General features: G+C 68.7%; 14 protein-coding genes and 1 tRNA gene. 7 read left to right on the top strand and 8 right to left on the bottom strand.

Features of this window, described 5'->3' with window-relative positions; all coding sequences use genetic code 11:
• Nucleotides 1-22 precede the first annotated feature (22 nt).
• The gene (locus QMG73_RS01935; RefSeq protein WP_281891977.1) at nt 23-508 is read left to right on the top strand and encodes an LPS-assembly lipoprotein LptE; all 486 of its coding nucleotides are present in this window, start codon (nt 23-25) and stop codon (nt 506-508) included.
• Here QMG73_RS01935 and QMG73_RS01930 read toward each other — a convergent pair.
• Nucleotides 489-2423 carry a hypothetical protein gene (locus QMG73_RS01930; RefSeq protein ID WP_281891975.1) on the bottom strand — a complete coding sequence of 645 codons (1935 nt, stop codon included), beginning with the start codon at nt 2421-2423 and terminating at the stop codon, nt 489-491. The genes QMG73_RS01935 and QMG73_RS01930 overlap by 20 nt on opposite strands.
• Before the next feature lie 120 nt (nt 2424-2543).
• Here QMG73_RS01930 and QMG73_RS01925 point away from each other — a divergent pair, with 120 nt between their 5' ends.
• Nucleotides 2544-3245 (top strand): glycosyltransferase family 2 protein, encoded by a 702-nt coding sequence (locus QMG73_RS01925; RefSeq protein ID WP_281891974.1) that lies wholly within the window; start codon nt 2544-2546, stop codon nt 3243-3245.
• Here QMG73_RS01925 and QMG73_RS01920 read toward each other — a convergent pair.
• Both QMG73_RS01920 and QMG73_RS01915 read right to left on the bottom strand, forming a co-directional pair.
• The gene (locus tag QMG73_RS01920) at nt 3226-4095 is read right to left on the bottom strand and encodes a transketolase family protein (protein ID WP_281891972.1); all 870 of its coding nucleotides are present in this window, start codon (nt 4093-4095) and stop codon (nt 3226-3228) included. The genes QMG73_RS01925 and QMG73_RS01920 overlap by 20 nt on opposite strands.
• A gap of 15 nt (nt 4096-4110) precedes the next feature.
• The gene (locus tag QMG73_RS01915; protein WP_281891970.1) at nt 4111-4791 is read right to left on the bottom strand and encodes a transketolase; all 681 of its coding nucleotides are present in this window, start codon (nt 4789-4791) and stop codon (nt 4111-4113) included.
• A gap of 47 nt (nt 4792-4838) precedes the next feature.
• On the opposite strand from QMG73_RS01915, the gene soxR reads away from it, so the two are divergent.
• Entirely contained in the window at nt 4839-5279 is a 441-nt protein-coding gene (soxR, locus tag QMG73_RS01910; protein ID WP_281891969.1) for a redox-sensitive transcriptional activator SoxR, read from the top strand.
• 77 nt (nt 5280-5356) lie between these two features.
• Here the strand turns inward: soxR and QMG73_RS01905 are convergent, their stop codons facing one another.
• Genes QMG73_RS01905 through QMG73_RS01890 form a run of 4 tightly spaced genes read right to left on the bottom strand, consistent with a single transcriptional unit; the run spans nt 5357 to nt 9407 of the window.
• Entirely contained in the window at nt 5357-6124 is a 768-nt protein-coding gene (locus tag QMG73_RS01905; protein ID WP_281891967.1) for a 3-ketoacyl-ACP reductase, read from the bottom strand.
• Nucleotides 6121-7482 (bottom strand): hypothetical protein, encoded by a 1362-nt coding sequence (locus QMG73_RS01900; RefSeq protein WP_281891966.1) that lies wholly within the window; start codon nt 7480-7482, stop codon nt 6121-6123. The genes QMG73_RS01905 and QMG73_RS01900 overlap by 4 nt, the downstream gene beginning before the upstream one ends.
• Nucleotides 7483-7524: 42 nt before the next feature.
• Nucleotides 7525-8337, bottom strand: coding sequence for a WecB/TagA/CpsF family glycosyltransferase (locus QMG73_RS01895; RefSeq protein ID WP_281891965.1), 813 nt, complete (start codon nt 8335-8337; stop codon nt 7525-7527).
• Nucleotides 8334-9407 carry an NAD-dependent epimerase/dehydratase family protein gene (locus QMG73_RS01890; RefSeq protein ID WP_281891964.1) on the bottom strand — a complete coding sequence of 358 codons (1074 nt, stop codon included), beginning with the start codon at nt 9405-9407 and terminating at the stop codon, nt 8334-8336. The genes QMG73_RS01895 and QMG73_RS01890 overlap by 4 nt, the downstream gene beginning before the upstream one ends.
• 183 nt (nt 9408-9590) lie before the next feature.
• On the opposite strand from QMG73_RS01890, the gene QMG73_RS01885 reads away from it, so the two are divergent.
• Nucleotides 9591-11336, top strand: coding sequence for an ATP-binding protein (locus QMG73_RS01885; protein WP_281891963.1), 1746 nt, complete (start codon nt 9591-9593; stop codon nt 11334-11336).
• Between the two features lie 47 nt (nt 11337-11383).
• Here the strand turns inward: QMG73_RS01885 and QMG73_RS01880 are convergent.
• Nucleotides 11384-11469 (bottom strand) — tRNA-Leu (locus tag QMG73_RS01880).
• A 210-nt stretch (nt 11470-11679) separates the two neighbouring features.
• Here QMG73_RS01880 and QMG73_RS01875 point away from each other — a divergent pair.
• Genes QMG73_RS01875 through QMG73_RS01865 form a run of 3 tightly spaced genes read left to right on the top strand, consistent with a single transcriptional unit; the run spans nt 11680 to nt 14428 of the window.
• Nucleotides 11680-12474 (top strand): FhaA domain-containing protein, encoded by a 795-nt coding sequence (locus tag QMG73_RS01875; protein ID WP_281892206.1) that lies wholly within the window; start codon nt 11680-11682, stop codon nt 12472-12474.
• A 5-nt stretch (nt 12475-12479) separates the two neighbouring features.
• The gene (locus QMG73_RS01870) at nt 12480-12962 is read left to right on the top strand and encodes an FHA domain-containing protein FhaB/FipA (protein ID WP_281891962.1); all 483 of its coding nucleotides are present in this window, start codon (nt 12480-12482) and stop codon (nt 12960-12962) included.
• A complete protein-coding gene (locus tag QMG73_RS01865; protein ID WP_281891960.1) occupies nt 12959-14428 on the top strand; it encodes a PP2C family protein-serine/threonine phosphatase in 1470 nt (489 codons plus the stop codon). The genes QMG73_RS01870 and QMG73_RS01865 overlap by 4 nt, the downstream gene beginning before the upstream one ends.
• Nucleotides 14429-14445 lie beyond the last annotated feature (17 nt).

Genomic DNA, 14445 nt, shown 5'->3' with positions numbered 1-14445 from the left:
AACGGTACGGAAAGGGAGACCGATGAAGCGTCTGGTTCTCGTCGCGGTGGCTGGTGTGCTGGCCCTGGGACTGGCGGGGTGTGGTGGAGCGAAGCCCGCGCCGCTCGAGGTGGAGCAGGTGGCGCTGTCCGCGATCGGGTTCGAGGCGGCTGACCCCTCGCCGAGTGCGACTGCGTCGGACAAGCCACGCGGGGAGCGCCCGCACCTGCGAAAGCTCCTCCGGAAGAACACGCTGCACGGCGAGATCGTCGTGGAGACCAAGGACGGCCCGAAGACCGTGGTCGTACAGCGTGGCGAGGTGACCGCGATCGACGACGACTCGGTGACCGTGAAGTCGAGCGACGGGTACACCGTCGAGTGGGCGTTCGGCGACGACCTGCGGGTACGCGAGCGCCGCGACACGGTCCAGCCGAGCGCGGTGAAGGTCGGCACCGAGGTTGGCGTCGCCGGCGCGAAAGACGGTGACCGCACGGTCGCCCGGCTTGTCGTCATCCCCCGGAAGAAGTGACGGGCTCGGCGTACCCGACGTAGCCGCGCCACTCCAGCCGCCAGCCGTCCGGTACGAGCCGCTCGCAGGCGCGGCGGTCGCCCGTGCAGACGATCACGTCGACCGAGCGCGGGTCTGCCGGTGGCTGCTTCGGGAGCACGGACTGGAGAGCCACGATCTCCCGATCGGGGTCGTCGTGGCCGCGCAGGAGCAGCCACCACGGGTACTCCCAGTTGTCGTTCTGCTGCACGAGGCCCACCCGCTGGGCGCCGGCCGCCTCGACCCGGCCGGCCGCCCAGCGGAACTCGTCCGCCCACGCGGGCCGGCGCAGGAACCGGGTGTCCCAGGAGTCGGTGGTGAGCAGCGAGCCGGTGCCGACCAGGCGGCGCGGGAAGCCGTACGAGACGGCGAGCAGCCCGGCCAGCGCCGAGGCGGCGAGCACGGCGGCGACGGCGGCTCTGGCCGTGCGCCTGCCGGCCCGGGCGAGCACCGCGTCGAGCCACAGACCCGCGAGCGGTATCCCGAGCATGAGGGCGTACATGAGCAGCCGGTTCCCCCATGGCTGCCACTTGATCATGGCGGAGTGCAGGACCACGGTGGCGGCGCAGGCGACCGCGTACGCGCGCACGGCACCGCGGCGCGGCCGGGCGAGCGCGACCACGCCACCGATCAGCACGAGCGTCCCCGCGATCGGAAACGCGACCCGGTCCTCGTCGGGGTACCAGGCGCGGACGGGGAACTCGGTGCGCCCGAACGTGGTGGCCCGATCCTGCGGGTCGACCCCGATCAGGTCGGCGAACCCGATGATGGCGTCGGCGCTGGCGGTGCGCAGCGGCGACAGCGGGGTATCCAGGGCCGTGTGCCCGATTCGTAGCCCGTTGACCAGTATCGAGCCGGGATCGTGGCGCTGCATCGGGATCGAGTCCCGCAGCCGGGGCGGACCCAAGGGGTGACCGAACTCCGAGTACACGCGCAGCATGAAAGGCGCGAAGATGGCCGCCGCGACCGCGATCACGCCGAGCCCGGCGGCGACCGCCTTCCACGCGCCTCTCCCGCCGAAGAGGCGCAGCTGAGCGACTCCCCAGACCACCAGCATCGGGCCGGCGCCGATCAGGCCACTGGTCTTGGTGAGCGCGGTCAGGCCGGTGGCCGCGCCGAGCGCGAGCACCGCGCCGGGCGTGGTCCGGCGCGACACGCCGTCGAGCGCGAGCGTCGCGACGCAGCCGCACCACGCGGCCACGACCAGGTCCGTCTGGGTACTTGTCGCCTGCAGCGCCACCATCGGCGTGGTACCCGCGACGAACGCGGCGATGAGCTGGGCCCGCCGCGAGCCGCCAAGCTGAGCGACGATCCGGGAGGCCACGACGAGGCAACCCACCGCGGCCGTCCACTGCACGAGATTGTGGAGTGCGTCACCTCCGGTCAGCAGCCGCAGGTGCAGCAGGAGGTACTCCGCTCCCGGCGGGATGTCGACCTGCCGGTGGATCGAGGTCGGCCAGAAGTCCAGGTCGCCCTGCGCCGCCCAGTGCTCGACCTTGGGCAGGTGGTACGTCTGCGAGTCGAAGTTGTTGGGCTCGGCGAGCAGTGCGATCACCAGTTCGACGAGCACCAGGCCGCCGATGCCGCCGGCGAGAAGCCATTCGGGCCTCGACCACGACGGGCGCTCCACCGTCACGGGCCGGCGCCGCCGCCACGCCAGCCCCAGCGCGGCGGCCAGTCCCAGGGTCCAGGCGGCCGCCACGGCGGGTGCGGTCAGGGCGTGCAGCGCTCCCAGGACCTCCACGCTGACCACGGCATATGTCCCCACAGCGAGCGCTGCCCAGACGGCGGCCAGGCGTCGCGGCGCCACGATGTCGGCGCGCGGGCGGACCGCGTAAACGAGCGCTGCGAACGCCAACGGTGGCGCCAGCACGAACGGGGTCCAGGCTGCGGGCATGGCGGGAAGTAAACCAAACGCGTCCTCTGAGCGAACCGAAAGTGCCGTGCAGGCGCGCCTCGCTCAGCCGGTCAAGCTAGGCTGAGTCCGGTCCAGCCGTCAGCCACCGTGGAGATCCCCGTGAAGCTTTCGATCCTCATGCCGGTCTACAACGAGGAAGAACGCATCGCGGACGCCCTGAAGCAGGCCCTCGCGGTCGACTACCCGTGCGAGATCGAGATGGTGGTCGTCGACGACGGCAGTCGGGACGGCACCGCGGATGCGCTCGCAGGCGTCGACGACGCGCGGGTCCGAGTGATCACGCATCGTCGCAACGCCGGCAAGGGCGCGGCCATCAAGACCGCGGTCAACAGCGCCGAGGGTGAATACATGGTCATCCTCGACGCCGACCTGGAGTACGACCCGCAGGACATTCCCAAGCTGCTCGCCCCGGTGCTCGACGGCCGCGCCACGGTCGTCTACGGCAATCGCACGTTCGGCAGCCACAGCGCCTACAGCTTCTGGTACGTGATGGGCAACAAGGCGGTCACCACGGCCGCCAATGTGCTCTTCAATTCGTACATTGGCGACCTGGAGACCTGCTTCAAGCTGATGCCGGTGGCGCTGTACCGCTCGCTCGACGTGCGCTCCCGAGGCTTCGGCATGGAGGCGGAGGTCACCGGCAAGCTGCTGCGCAAGCGCATCCGCCCCTACGAGGTGCCGATCAGCTACCGGGCGCGTAACCGCGAAGAGGGCAAGAAGATCACGTGGAAAGACGGCGTCGAGGCCCTCTGGATCCTGGGTCGCGAGCGCGCCCGGCGCTCTAATTCACAAACTCGCTGATCGACCGGCGCAAGCCTTCCGCGTCCAGCCCATGCCACCGCGCGTGGTCCTTCGGGCTGCCGTAGCGGTGCAGGTCGGTGCGGCACACACCCAGGTTGAGCACGCGGCTCGGCACGTCTCGTAGCGCCTCGGCCAGTACCGCGCTCGACGTCCCGGCCAGGTACGGCTCGACCATCACCACGTTGTGGTGGCCCAGCGCCCGCAGTCCCCGCACGTCGAACGGGCGCGGTGTGTTCGTGTAGGCCACCGTGACGTCGAGCCCCTCGGTCGCGGCCAGTACCGGGTCGAGCATCGGACCGACCGCGATCACGGCCGCGCGCTGTCCCTGCTTGATCGTCTGCAGGCCGGTGCCGGGGCGGGGCGCCGCGTTGTGCTGGGTGGACAGCCGGATGTACACGGGCTCGTCGTGCGCGGCCGCCGCGAGCAGCAGCGGCGCCACCTCACCAGCGTGACCGGGTACGTGGACGGTCCACCCGTCAACCGTGTCGAAGAGAGCGACATCGCCCGGTGACATGTGCGTGCGGCCGGCGGTGGAGCCGTCGTACGAGGCGCCCACGCTCACGAGGATCGCGCCCACGCCCTGGTGCCCGATGTCGAGCTTGATCTGCTCGTAAGCCCGGTCCACCACGAACGTCGCGTACGAGTGCACGATCGGCCGCAACCCGGTCAACGCGAGCCCACCCGCCACCCCGACCATGAGTTGCTCGCGGATGCCCACGTTGAGCACCCGGTCAGGATGCCGGTGCGCCGCTGGCTGGAAGGCAGAGGCGGAGATGTCGGCCAGTACGACCGCCGTGCGCGGGTCGTCGTCCAGCAGGGCGGTGGCGGTGTCGACGAAGGTGTCGCGCATGGTCACTCCTTGGGTTCAGTTTTTGGGCTGGACGACGGCGACCACGACGTGAGGACGTCCGGGTTCGTGGCTCCTGACCGCCCGCTCGATGGCGTCGTGGTCGCGACCGTCGACAGTGGTGGAACTCCACCCGTGGAACCTGCTGGCGATCCCGCCCGGCCAGCCATGAGTGGTCGACTGGTTGTCGATCACGATCGCGGTGATCGTGTCGAGCCCGGTCGCGCCCGCGTACGCGATCGCCTCGTGGTTGGAGCCCTCATCGAGCTCGGCGTCGCCCACCAGGACGTACACCCTCGGGTTCGTGAGGCCCTGAGCCCGCAGCCCGAGCGCGGTGCCCACACCGAGCCCTAGGCCGTGGCCGAGCGACCCGGAGCCGATCTCGACGCCGGGCACCAGCAGGCGGTCCGGGTGGTGCCCAAGCCGGCTCGTGGGTCCGGCGACGTCGTCCAGCCACTCCTCGGGAATGAAACCCTTGGCCGCGAGTACCGCGTAGAAGGCGGCCGGTCCGTGGCCCTTGGAGAGCAGGAAGCGGTCGCGGTCGGGGTCGTCGACGCGATCGGGCCCCACCCGCAGCACCCTGTCGTAGAGCACCCAGATGACGTCGAGAGTGGAGTGGGCGCTGGGCGCGTGTTTCTCGTCGCCGGTGATGCGGCGCAGCAGCTCGTCGAGCCGGTCTGTCGCGGTCGTCACGGTCATGCCCACAAGCGTGCAAGTTGAAGTCGGCTTTAAGTAAAGTCGCTGTTGTGCAGCAGACACTGAGCATCGGCGAGCTGGCCCACCGGTCCGGTGTGGCGCCGTCCGCTTTGCGCTACTACGAGCGGCTCGGCCTCATCCGCGCCGGCCGGACGGGCGGCAATCAGCGCCGATACGATCGTGCCGAGCTGCGCCGCGTGTCATTCATCCGGATCGCGCAGCAGGTCGGTGTCTCACTCGACGAAATTCGGGACGCGCTCGACGGCCTGCCGGAGTCGCGTACCCCGACCAAGGCCGACTGGGCGCGGCTGTCGTCGCGCTGGCAGACCAAGCTGAACGACCGGATCGCGTTTCTGGAGCGCCTGCGCGACGACCTGACGGGCTGCATCGGCTGCGGCTGCCTGTCCCTGATTGCGTGCCGCCTGAGCAACCCCGACGACGAGCTGTCAGACGACGGCCCCGGCCCTCGCCGCTTCCCCGCCCTCTCGTGATCCCCGCCCTCTCGTGATCAGGGCGTCCCTCAAGTCGTTCTAGCAGCTTGAGGGACGCCCTGATCACGCTCGGGGGGTTAGAGGATCCGGAGGTGGAAGCCGCCGTCCACGTCGATGACCTGGCCGGTGCTGAACGGCAGCAGGTCGGTCGCGACCGCGACGACGGCCTTGCCCACGTCTTCGGGCTGGCCCCAGCGGCGGATCGGCGTGATCCCCTCGTTGAAGATCAGGTTGTCGTACTTCTCCTTGACCGCGCCGGTCATGTCGGTCTCGATGATCCCGGGACGGATCTCGTACACGTTGATGCCGTGCTCGGCCAGCCGCGCCGCGAACAGCTGCGTGGCCATCGCAAGGCCGGCCTTGGCCACGCAGTAGTCGCCCCGGTTGAGGCTGGCGGTGTACGCGCTGATCGAGGAGATCGTGACGATCTTCGGGTTCGTGACGGTTTCGGCCTGCTCGATCATGCGGCGCGCGACGAGCTGGGTCAGGAAGTACGGGCCCTTGAGGTTGATGTTGATGAGCCGGTCGAACGACTCCTCGCCCGCGTCCAGCAGGTCGGCGCGCACGTTCGGCGCCACGCCGGCGTTGTTGACGAGCAGGTCGATCCGGCCGAACGCGCCGACCGTCTCGTCGACCAGCCGTTTCCGGTCGGCCGCGCTGGAGATGTCGGCCTGTACCAGGTGGGCTCGCTGGCCCGCGGCCTCGACCTGCTTGCCGACCTCGCGCGCGGCGTCCGCGTTACTGGCGTAGTTGACCACGACGTCGTACCCGGCCCCGGCCAGCGCCAGCACGATGCCCCGGCCGATGCCCCGGGAACCACCGGTGACGATCGCGGCGCGGCTCATCGGGTTCCCCCGAAGAACGTGTAGTAGGGCTCGTCGCGGGCGACGCGCTGGACGTAGAGGGCGAGCTCGCGGGCGTGGTAGTCGCCCCACATGCTCGACTCGCCGTTCGGCACCTTCTGCCCGGCCGGCACGTGGTCCCAGCCGTTCGGACGGTGGTAGACCGAGTGCAGGATCAGGCCCTGGTGGCGGGGATCGGTGCTGAGGTACGGCTCGTCGAAGATCGTGTCGCATACGGTCAGACCCGCCTGCCAGTACCGCTGGCCCTGCTCCTGCTGGCCGTTGGCGCTCAGGTACCAGCCGAGGCGCAACAGGCCCTGAGCGGCGATCGCCGCCGCAGACGAGTCGACCGGCTCGTGCTCGTTGTACGGGTCGGCCGGACGGTCCAGGTAGTCGCCGAGCTTGGCGAGCCCTGGCGCGCCGGTGTCCCAGTAGGGCACGCCGTCGGTCGGAGTGTGCTCGATGTAGAAGTCACAGGTGGCGGTGGCCGCCTTGAGCATCATGGCCACGACCTCGGGCTTGGTCTCCTCGGGGCGGCTGGCGAGGAACTCCAGCTGCTCGGGGAAGCCGACCATCGCCCAGGCGAGGCCGCGCGTCCAGGTGCTGAAGGGCGAGTACCCCTGCTGGGTGCTCGGGCACCGGTAGCTGCCGTCGTTGACGTTGAAGATCGACTCGTGGGCCGTGCGGCCGCGGATGTCGTAGCTGTCGCGCCCCTCGCCGTAGAAGATGTTCCACTTCGCGGTGTTCGCGGCGTGCTCCACGATCCGGTCTAGCAGCGAGATCCGCTCGTCGCGCTCGCCCATGAGTACGTGGCCGAGCTGATGCGAGACGGCGAGGGCCCGGCACGAGCGGATGGTGTCGACGAAGAGCGACTGCGGCCCGTTGAAGGAGTAGATGTAGCCGCTGCCGTCCGCCGTGTCGCGCCAGCGGGCCGCCTGCACGGCTCCCGTGATCTTCAGGGCCAGCTCGTAGAAGTCCAGGTGACCGTCGTCGTTGCGCCCTTCCAGGGCGAGCCGCCACAGGTTCCCGTACGTGCTGACGTTGTTGAACCCGTGGTCGTGCACGCCGATGTGGCTGACGTGGCTCGCCATGAGCCGGATGGTGAGGTCGCGAGCCAGGTCGAGGAAGCGCCGCTCGTCGGTAGCGTCGAACTGCAGCACGGCTGAGCCGTACTGGAAGCCCTGGGTCCACTCGGTCCAGCCCCGAGCTGTGTACTGCCCCTCCACGGTGAAGACCGGTGACGGCGAGCCCGGCGGGCAGGTCTTCTCGATCGAGTCGATCTTTTGCGCCGAGGCGTCCCACAGCCGCTCGATCTTGGGTAGCAGGGCCGTGGGGGTCAGCCCGTCGTCGATCCGCATCATGCGCCCAGCATAGGAAAGCGCATTCCCGCAGGGAAGAGTGGGTCAGACAGAGAACGTCGGGGGGCGTTCGTCCTGGGGGGCGGGGGCCGGCGGGGTGGCGTCCCAGAGTTTGGCCTTCTGGGCGCCCAGGCGCGCCAGATAGGCCGGGTTCAGCACCACGTACCGGCGCCACAGCCGCTTGGGCTCCAGGCCGAGCCGCCACAGCCACTCCAGCCCGACCCGCTGCATCCACGGCGGCGGCTGGCGCAGCAGCCCGGCGTGGTAGTCGAACGCGGCGCCCACCGCCATCAGCGGCATGTCCAGCAGGGGCCGCATGGCGTACGCGAACACCTCCTGGCGCGGGCAGCCCAGCCCGACCAGCACGAGCCGTGCCCCGGAGGCCCGGATGCGGTCGGCGATCCGCACGTCTTCGCCGGGCTCGACCTGGCGGAACTTCGACGCCTCGACACCCGCGATCTTCAGACCGGGAAACGACCGCTCCAGCGCTGGCACCAGCCGGCTCAGCGTGTCTTCGGTGGAGCCGTACAGGTAGACGGGCAGGCCCTCGGCGGCGCAGCGCTCGAGCACCTTGAGAGTGAGCGTGGGCCCGTACACCCGGTCGGGCAGGCCGGCGCCGTGCAGCAGGTTCAGCGCCCAGCGCACCGGCTGGCCGTCGGGGGTGACCAGGTCGAACGAGTTGAGCCGGGCGTTGTGTGCCCGATCGAGCACCCCGGTCATCACGCCGTGCACCGCGAGCGCGGTCAGGGCGAGGGGGCGGCGCTCGTGCGCGGCGGCGATGACCTGTGCGGTGGCGGCCTCGTAGTCGACGGCGTCGACGAGGACGCCAAGGACGTTGCGCTTACCTTTGGCGATCATGGGCGGGGCACCCACTTGCCGACGTTGGCCTCGTAGATCTCCTGAAGGATCATCGGAACGTCGTACGCCTGCTTCCAGTCTGGATAGTCCCGCTCGAACGCCGCGTTGGAGCCGATCCACCACTTGTGGTCGCCGACCCGGTTGGCCTCGTGGTACTCGCTGCGCATCTCGACGCCGGTGATCTTCTCGGCGAGCGCGAAGGCCTCCAGGTGCGAGCAGTTGGAGTGCCGGCCGCCGCCGAGGTTGTAGACGGCCGCGGACCGGGGGCTGCGGAAGAACGCCTCGAACGCGCTGACCACGTCGTGGGAGTGGATGGCGTCGCGGACCATCTTTCCTTGGTACCCGAAAATCTTGTACGTACGGCGCTCCATGTTGCACCGCATGACGTATCCGAGGAAGCCGTGCAGTTCGGTGGCGGAGTGTGCCGGGCCGGTCAGGGTGCCGCCCCGGAAGCAGGCGGTGCGCATGTCGAAGTAGCGCCCGTACTCCTGGACCATGACATCGGCGGCAACCTTGGAGGCGCCGAAGATCGAGTGCAGGCAGGCGTCGATCGACATGTCTTCGGCGATGCCCTGCTCGTACGGGTGGCCGGCTTCGATCTCCCACCGGGTCGCCTGCTCGACCAGCGGCAGGCTGTTGGGCCGGTCGCCGTACACCTTGTTGGTGGAGCAGTGGATGACCGGTGCCTCGATGCAGTGCTCCCGCACGTTCTGTAAGACGTTCAGCGTGCCGACCGCGTTTACGTCGAAGTCGGTGTACGGGTCGCGGACGGCCCAATCGTGCGACGGCTGGGCGGCGGTGTGCACGACGAGCGCGATGTCCCGCCCGTACCGCTGGAAGATCTTGCCCAGCGCGTCCCGATCGCGGATGTCGACGTCATGGTGGGTGTACGCCCCGCTGAGGTCGCTGGTGAGGCGCAGGACGTTCCACGCTGTGGACGCCTCGTCGCCGAAAAACTGCCGGCGCATGTCGTTGTCGATGCCAACCACGTCGAGACCCAGCCCGGCGAAGTGCCGAGCTGCTTCCGATCCGATCAGCCCGCCAGAGCCGGTCACCAGCGCGACACTCACACGTCACTCCAGGTTCGGGGACACGAAACCGTTCAGGAGCATAACGCGCTCGCTGTGTGGCTCAGCTTTCCCCGACCGCACTGGCGCGAACCTGGGAGAGTTTCTACACAGTTTCGTAGTAGCCTACATTCAAGTGAAGGGTACTACGAAACTCCCGTCAAACCTCGCGTGGGAGGTCCCGTTGTGAAGGGCCACGTCAGAGACGCCCTCGATGCCATCCTGGCTGGCAGTACGGCCGCCGCGCAGGAGTCGGAGATTCTTGACTTCAAGCAGGAAAGCGATCGTGGGGATGGCGAGACCCTCCGCGTGCTCGTCGATGCGACGCTGTGCTTGGCGAACAACCGCGGCGGCGTTGTAGTGCTGGGGGTCGCCGACAGGGTGCCGGGCGTAGCCGCGTTCCTCGGCACAGCGCTCGCTGCCGATGCCGCCCGTCTGAAGATCCACTCAAGCACGCGTCCGCCGTTGCTCGTCGATGTCCGCGTGGAGTTTGTCCAGGGACAACGACTCCTGCTGCTCGACATCCCGGAGGGCGGGGAGATCTATTCGGACGCCAAGGGCCGAGCGCCCAGGCGCATTGGTACCGACTGTTTCGGGATGAGCCCGGAGGAACAGCTGCGGCTGCGGGAGGACCGTTCTGGGGTCGACTGGTCCGCCAAGCCCGTTGCCGACTTGTATGACGTGTCTGCGGCGGCTATGGCGGCAGCTCGACGCCGGCTCGACGCCTCGCTGAATCCTGCGCGCCGTGCCTTGGCTCGCCTCAGCGATGAGGATCTCTTGCGAGCTCTGGGATTGGTGACAAGGGATGGGACGCTGCTCAGGGCGGGCCTGGTCTTCGTAGGAACAACTGGCACAAGCGCGACCTATCAGTACCGCGAGAGCCCTGGCGGTGAGCCGATCGCGATCGAGCGCCTGACCGGACCGCTGCTTACCGTCTACGAGCGAGTCATGGACCTCATCACGTTGCGTCGTCGTTTGACTCCTCTCACGCTTCCGGACGGGCAGCAACTCCAGGTCGAAGACTTTCCCGAACTCGCCGTCCGCGAGGCCCTGACCAATGCGTTGATTCATCGGGACTACCACCTTGCCGATCCCGTGACCATCGAGCATTCGCCACAGGTTCTCGCGATCTCGTCACCAGGCCCTCTGGTCGCCGGCGTGAGCGTCGACAACCTGCTGACCCACCCGTCCAAGCCACGCAACCGGGCGCTCACTGTCGCTGCTCGAACCGTGGAACTGGCCGAGGAGGTTGGTCGCGGGATCGACCGGATGTACCGGGAAATGGTCAGGTCCGGCCGGCCCACACCGACTATCGAGGCATCCTATGAGCGAGTTCGGGTGGCCTTGGTTGGCACCGCGCCGAATCTGAATATCGCTCGATATGTGGCGCAATTGCCTGGTTTCGTTCGTGACGATACAGATGCCATGATCGTCCTGATCAAGCTGTGCCAGGTACGCACCGTCACGGCCGACGTCATGGCTCCGCTGCTTCAGAAGGGTGTGGACGAGACCGAGGCATCATTGCGACATCTCGCAAGCGAAGCTGTCGCGATGATCGAGCCGACCCGGCAGACAGCTCGGGCGGCACACCCGTATTACCGCCTCCGCGAGGAGGCGCTCAAGCACCTGGGTCCGGCCGTGCCGTACGCCCGGCACAAGGCAGACGAGATCGAGCGCCGGGTCGTCGCGCACGTACGCGAGTACGAACGGATCACCAACGCCACAGTTCAGAACCTCTTCACCGTCAGCATGCACCGCGCTCGGCAGATCCTCGCAGACCTGGTGTCGCGGGAGATTCTCATCAAGACATCGAGTGCGCAGCGCGGACCAAGCGTCGAGTACGGACCGGGAGCAAGATTTCCGGCCCTGCAGACGCGCCGCGCGCGGACGCGGAGGTCACCGGACAATCCGGGCACGCTACCCGGGTTGTGATCTGATCATGAACAAGGCCCGTCCGAGATGGACGGGCCTTCGCAAGCTGGTGGGGAAGGGGGGAGTTGAACCCCCACGCCCTTTCGGGCACACGGACCTGAACCGTGCGCGTCTGCCATTCCGCCACTTCCCCGTGGCTGTCACAACTTGACCGGGAGGAACCTCACGTTTCCCCCTAGACAGGATGCGACCACATATTACGCTGTGCGTGGCTGCACCCGCGAACAGGTTACTGCTCGTGGCGCGTGGGGAAGATTAGCACGGCAACACCGGCCTCCTGACATGGGTCGGCAGCAGGCGGTCGTTGGCGCGCAACTTACGTGTGCGGCGGCCGGATACCATCATGTCCTCGGAACCCGAGGAGGAGCCGGTGAGCGTGCTACAACGCTTTGAGAAGCGCTTGGAAGGCCTGGTAGAAGGTGCCTTCGCCAAGGTCTTCAAGGGGGTCGTCCACCCTGTGGAGATCCTCAACGCCATGCAGCGGGAGGCAGAGGCGCACAAAGCGATCCTCGCCGGCGGGCGCACCCTTGTGCCCAACCGCTACGTGATCGATCTCTCTCCGTACGACCATAGCCGGCTCGCGCCGTACGCGGCCGCGCTCGCCCAGGAGCTCGCCCAGTCGCAGGCCGAGTTCATCGGCGAGCAGGCTTGGACGGTCTACGGCGACGTGATCGTGGAGATCGAGCGCGGTGACGGGCTGGATACCGGTATGTTCCGGGTCACGGCCGAGGTCTACACCGGTGGCGAGGTCGCCCCGGTGCAGCAGCCGGCGTACGACGCGCCGGCCCCGCCCGCGTACCCGCCGTATGAGCAGGCCGGCGGTGGCTACGGTCCACCGCAGCAGCACGGTGGCGGCCGCAACGTGCGGCTGGTCTCGGGCGACGGCCGCACCTATCCGCTACAGATGGGCTCCACGGTGATCGGCCGTGGCGACCAGGCCAACCTGCGTCTGCCCGACGTGGGTATCTCGCGCCGGCACGCCCGGCTCGACTTCGATGGCGCCCAGGTGGTGCTGACCGATCTGGGGTCCACCAACGGGACGATGGTCAACGGCCAGCGCGTATCCGCCGTGGCCCTCAACCCAGGTGACATGATCCAGCTCGGAACGACCACCCTCACGTTCCGAGTGGACGGCTAGCCACCTTGCCTGAGTTCGTCCTTACTGTCGCCCGGTTCGGTTTCCTCGTCCTGCTGTGGATCTTCGTGTTCACAGTGGTCGGGGTCATCCGCCGGGACCTCTTCGCCGGGGCCAAGAGCAGTCGCCTCGTCGCCGCGCCACGGGGGGTAGGCGCGTCGGCGGGGCACGCTCAGCCAGCGAAGGTGAAGCGGGGCCGCGCCGCGCACCAGCTAGTGGTCACCGCCGGCCAGCTCGCCGGCACGCGGATCACGCTTGGTGAGGCTCCGATCACGATAGGACGAGCCGAAGACTCCACTCTTGTGATCACTGACGACTACGCGTCCGCCCGGCATGCCCGGCTCCTCCCGCGTGGCGGTCAGTGGATCATTGAAGACCTCGGCTCGACCAACGGGACTTACCTGGATCGCGCTAAGGTCACTGGACCAACCCCCGTGCCCCTCGGCGTGCCGATCCGTATCGGCCGCACATCTATTGAGTTACGGCCATGACTCTGACCTTGCGTTATGCGGCTCGCAGTGACCGCGGTCTGATCCGAGACGGAAACCAGGATTCCGTTTACGCCGGACCGCGGCTGCTTGCCGTTGCCGACGGCATGGGCGGCATGGCCGCCGGTGACGTCGCCAGCAACATCGTCATCGGCGCGATGGCCCCGCTCGACGAGGACGTTCCAGGCGATGCCCTGGTAGACGCCCTGCGCGGCGCGGTCGATACGGCCAACCAGCAGCTCCGCGACACCGTCGACGCCAACCCGCACCTGGAGGGCATGGGCACGACGCTGACGGCGGCGCTCTTCTCAGGCAGCAAGCTGGGCATGGTCCACATTGGGGACTCGCGTGCCTACCTCCTGCGCGACGGCGAGTTCGCGCAGATCACCAAAGACGACACCTACGTGCAGATGCTGGTCGACGAGGGCCGGATCAGCCCCGAGGAGGCGAGCAGCCATCCGCAGCGCTCGCTGCTCACCCGGGCGCTCGATGGCCGCGACATCGACCCGGAGTACAAGGTCCGCCAGGTGCTGCCCGGCGACCGGTACATGATCTGTAGCGACGGTCTGTCCGGCGTGGTGAGCGCGGAGACCATCGGCGACACCATGCGCGAGTTCACCGACCCGCAGCAGTGCGTCGAACGGCTGGTCCAGCTCGCGCTGCGCGGCGGTGGTCCCGACAACATCACCGTGGTGATCGCCGACGCGACCGACCAAGACATCGTCGAGCTCGCCCCGATCGTGGGCGGTGCTGCCGCGCGTGACCGCGGGATGTCCACGACGGTGGAAGAGTCGACCCCCGCGTCGCGGGCGTCCGCCCTGCATGCCGCACCGCGTCCGGCGACGCCGGAGCCGAACGGTTCCGACAACGGCGGCGGCAGGGAGAGCGACACCGAAGAGCCGCGCCGCCATCCGGCACGTACGGCGCTGCTCCTGGCTGGCCTCCTCATCATCCTCGGCGGCGGGCTCGCGGTGGGCTGGACCTACACCCAGCGGCAGTACTACGTTGGCGCCACCGACGAGGGTCAGCTGGCGGTGTTCCAGGGCGTCCCTGGCCAGATCGCCGGGCTGCGGCTCTCCAGCGTCCACCAGACCAGTGAGATGGAGCTCGACGACCTCACGGCGGTCGCCCAGGAGCGGGTCAAGCAGGGCATCCACGCCGATGACGAGCCTGACGCCGAGCGACGCTTGGCCGAGCTCATCACCGACAGCCCGACAAACCTGAACCTCAAGCCGACCTGCCCGCCGAGTGAGTCGCCGAGCCCCGACGCGGGCGCGGCGGTCGCCACGCCGACGGTTACCGCGACCAGCGCCGCCGCCTCACCGAGCGCGCCGGTCGCCAGCGGATCGCCGACCCCGCTGGCCACGCCCTCGTCCCCGGCCAGCCCGGCGCCGGCGAGCACGCCCGACGCCCAGCCCACCAACACGGAGTCGCCGGTCGACCCGGCAGGCTGCCGGTCGGTGGATTGAGCGGAGTGCGAAGGACT

Origin of the sequence: Phytohabitans aurantiacus, assembly GCF_027923225.1 — a bacterium.
Classification (GTDB): domain Bacteria; phylum Actinomycetota; class Actinomycetes; order Mycobacteriales; family Micromonosporaceae; genus Phytohabitans; species Phytohabitans aurantiacus.
Note: the sequence above shows the minus strand (reverse complement) of the source record. Positions and strands in the feature narration are given on the sequence as shown.

What these genes read in the sequence shown, in the direction of transcription:
- QMG73_RS01935 (WP_281891977.1), top strand. Translation starts at nt 23, where the DNA reads ATGAAGCGTCTGGTTCTCGTCGCGGTGGCTGGTGTGCTGGCCCTGGGA.
- QMG73_RS01930 (WP_281891975.1), bottom strand. Translation starts at nt 2,423, where the DNA reads ATGCCCGCAGCCTGGACCCCGTTCGTGCTGGCGCCACCGTTGGCGTTC.
- QMG73_RS01920 (WP_281891972.1), bottom strand. Translation starts at nt 4,095, where the DNA reads ATGCGCGACACCTTCGTCGACACCGCCACCGCCCTGCTGGACGACGAC.
- QMG73_RS01915 (WP_281891970.1), bottom strand. Translation starts at nt 4,791, where the DNA reads ATGACCGTGACGACCGCGACAGACCGGCTCGACGAGCTGCTGCGCCGC.
- QMG73_RS01905 (WP_281891967.1), bottom strand. Translation starts at nt 6,124, where the DNA reads ATGAGCCGCGCCGCGATCGTCACCGGTGGTTCCCGGGGCATCGGCCGG.
- QMG73_RS01900 (WP_281891966.1), bottom strand. Translation starts at nt 7,482, where the DNA reads ATGATGCGGATCGACGACGGGCTGACCCCCACGGCCCTGCTACCCAAG.
- QMG73_RS01895 (WP_281891965.1), bottom strand. Translation starts at nt 8,337, where the DNA reads ATGATCGCCAAAGGTAAGCGCAACGTCCTTGGCGTCCTCGTCGACGCC.
- QMG73_RS01875 (WP_281892206.1), top strand. Translation starts at nt 11,680, where the DNA reads ATGTCCTCGGAACCCGAGGAGGAGCCGGTGAGCGTGCTACAACGCTTT.
- QMG73_RS01865 (WP_281891960.1), top strand. Translation starts at nt 12,959, where the DNA reads ATGACTCTGACCTTGCGTTATGCGGCTCGCAGTGACCGCGGTCTGATC.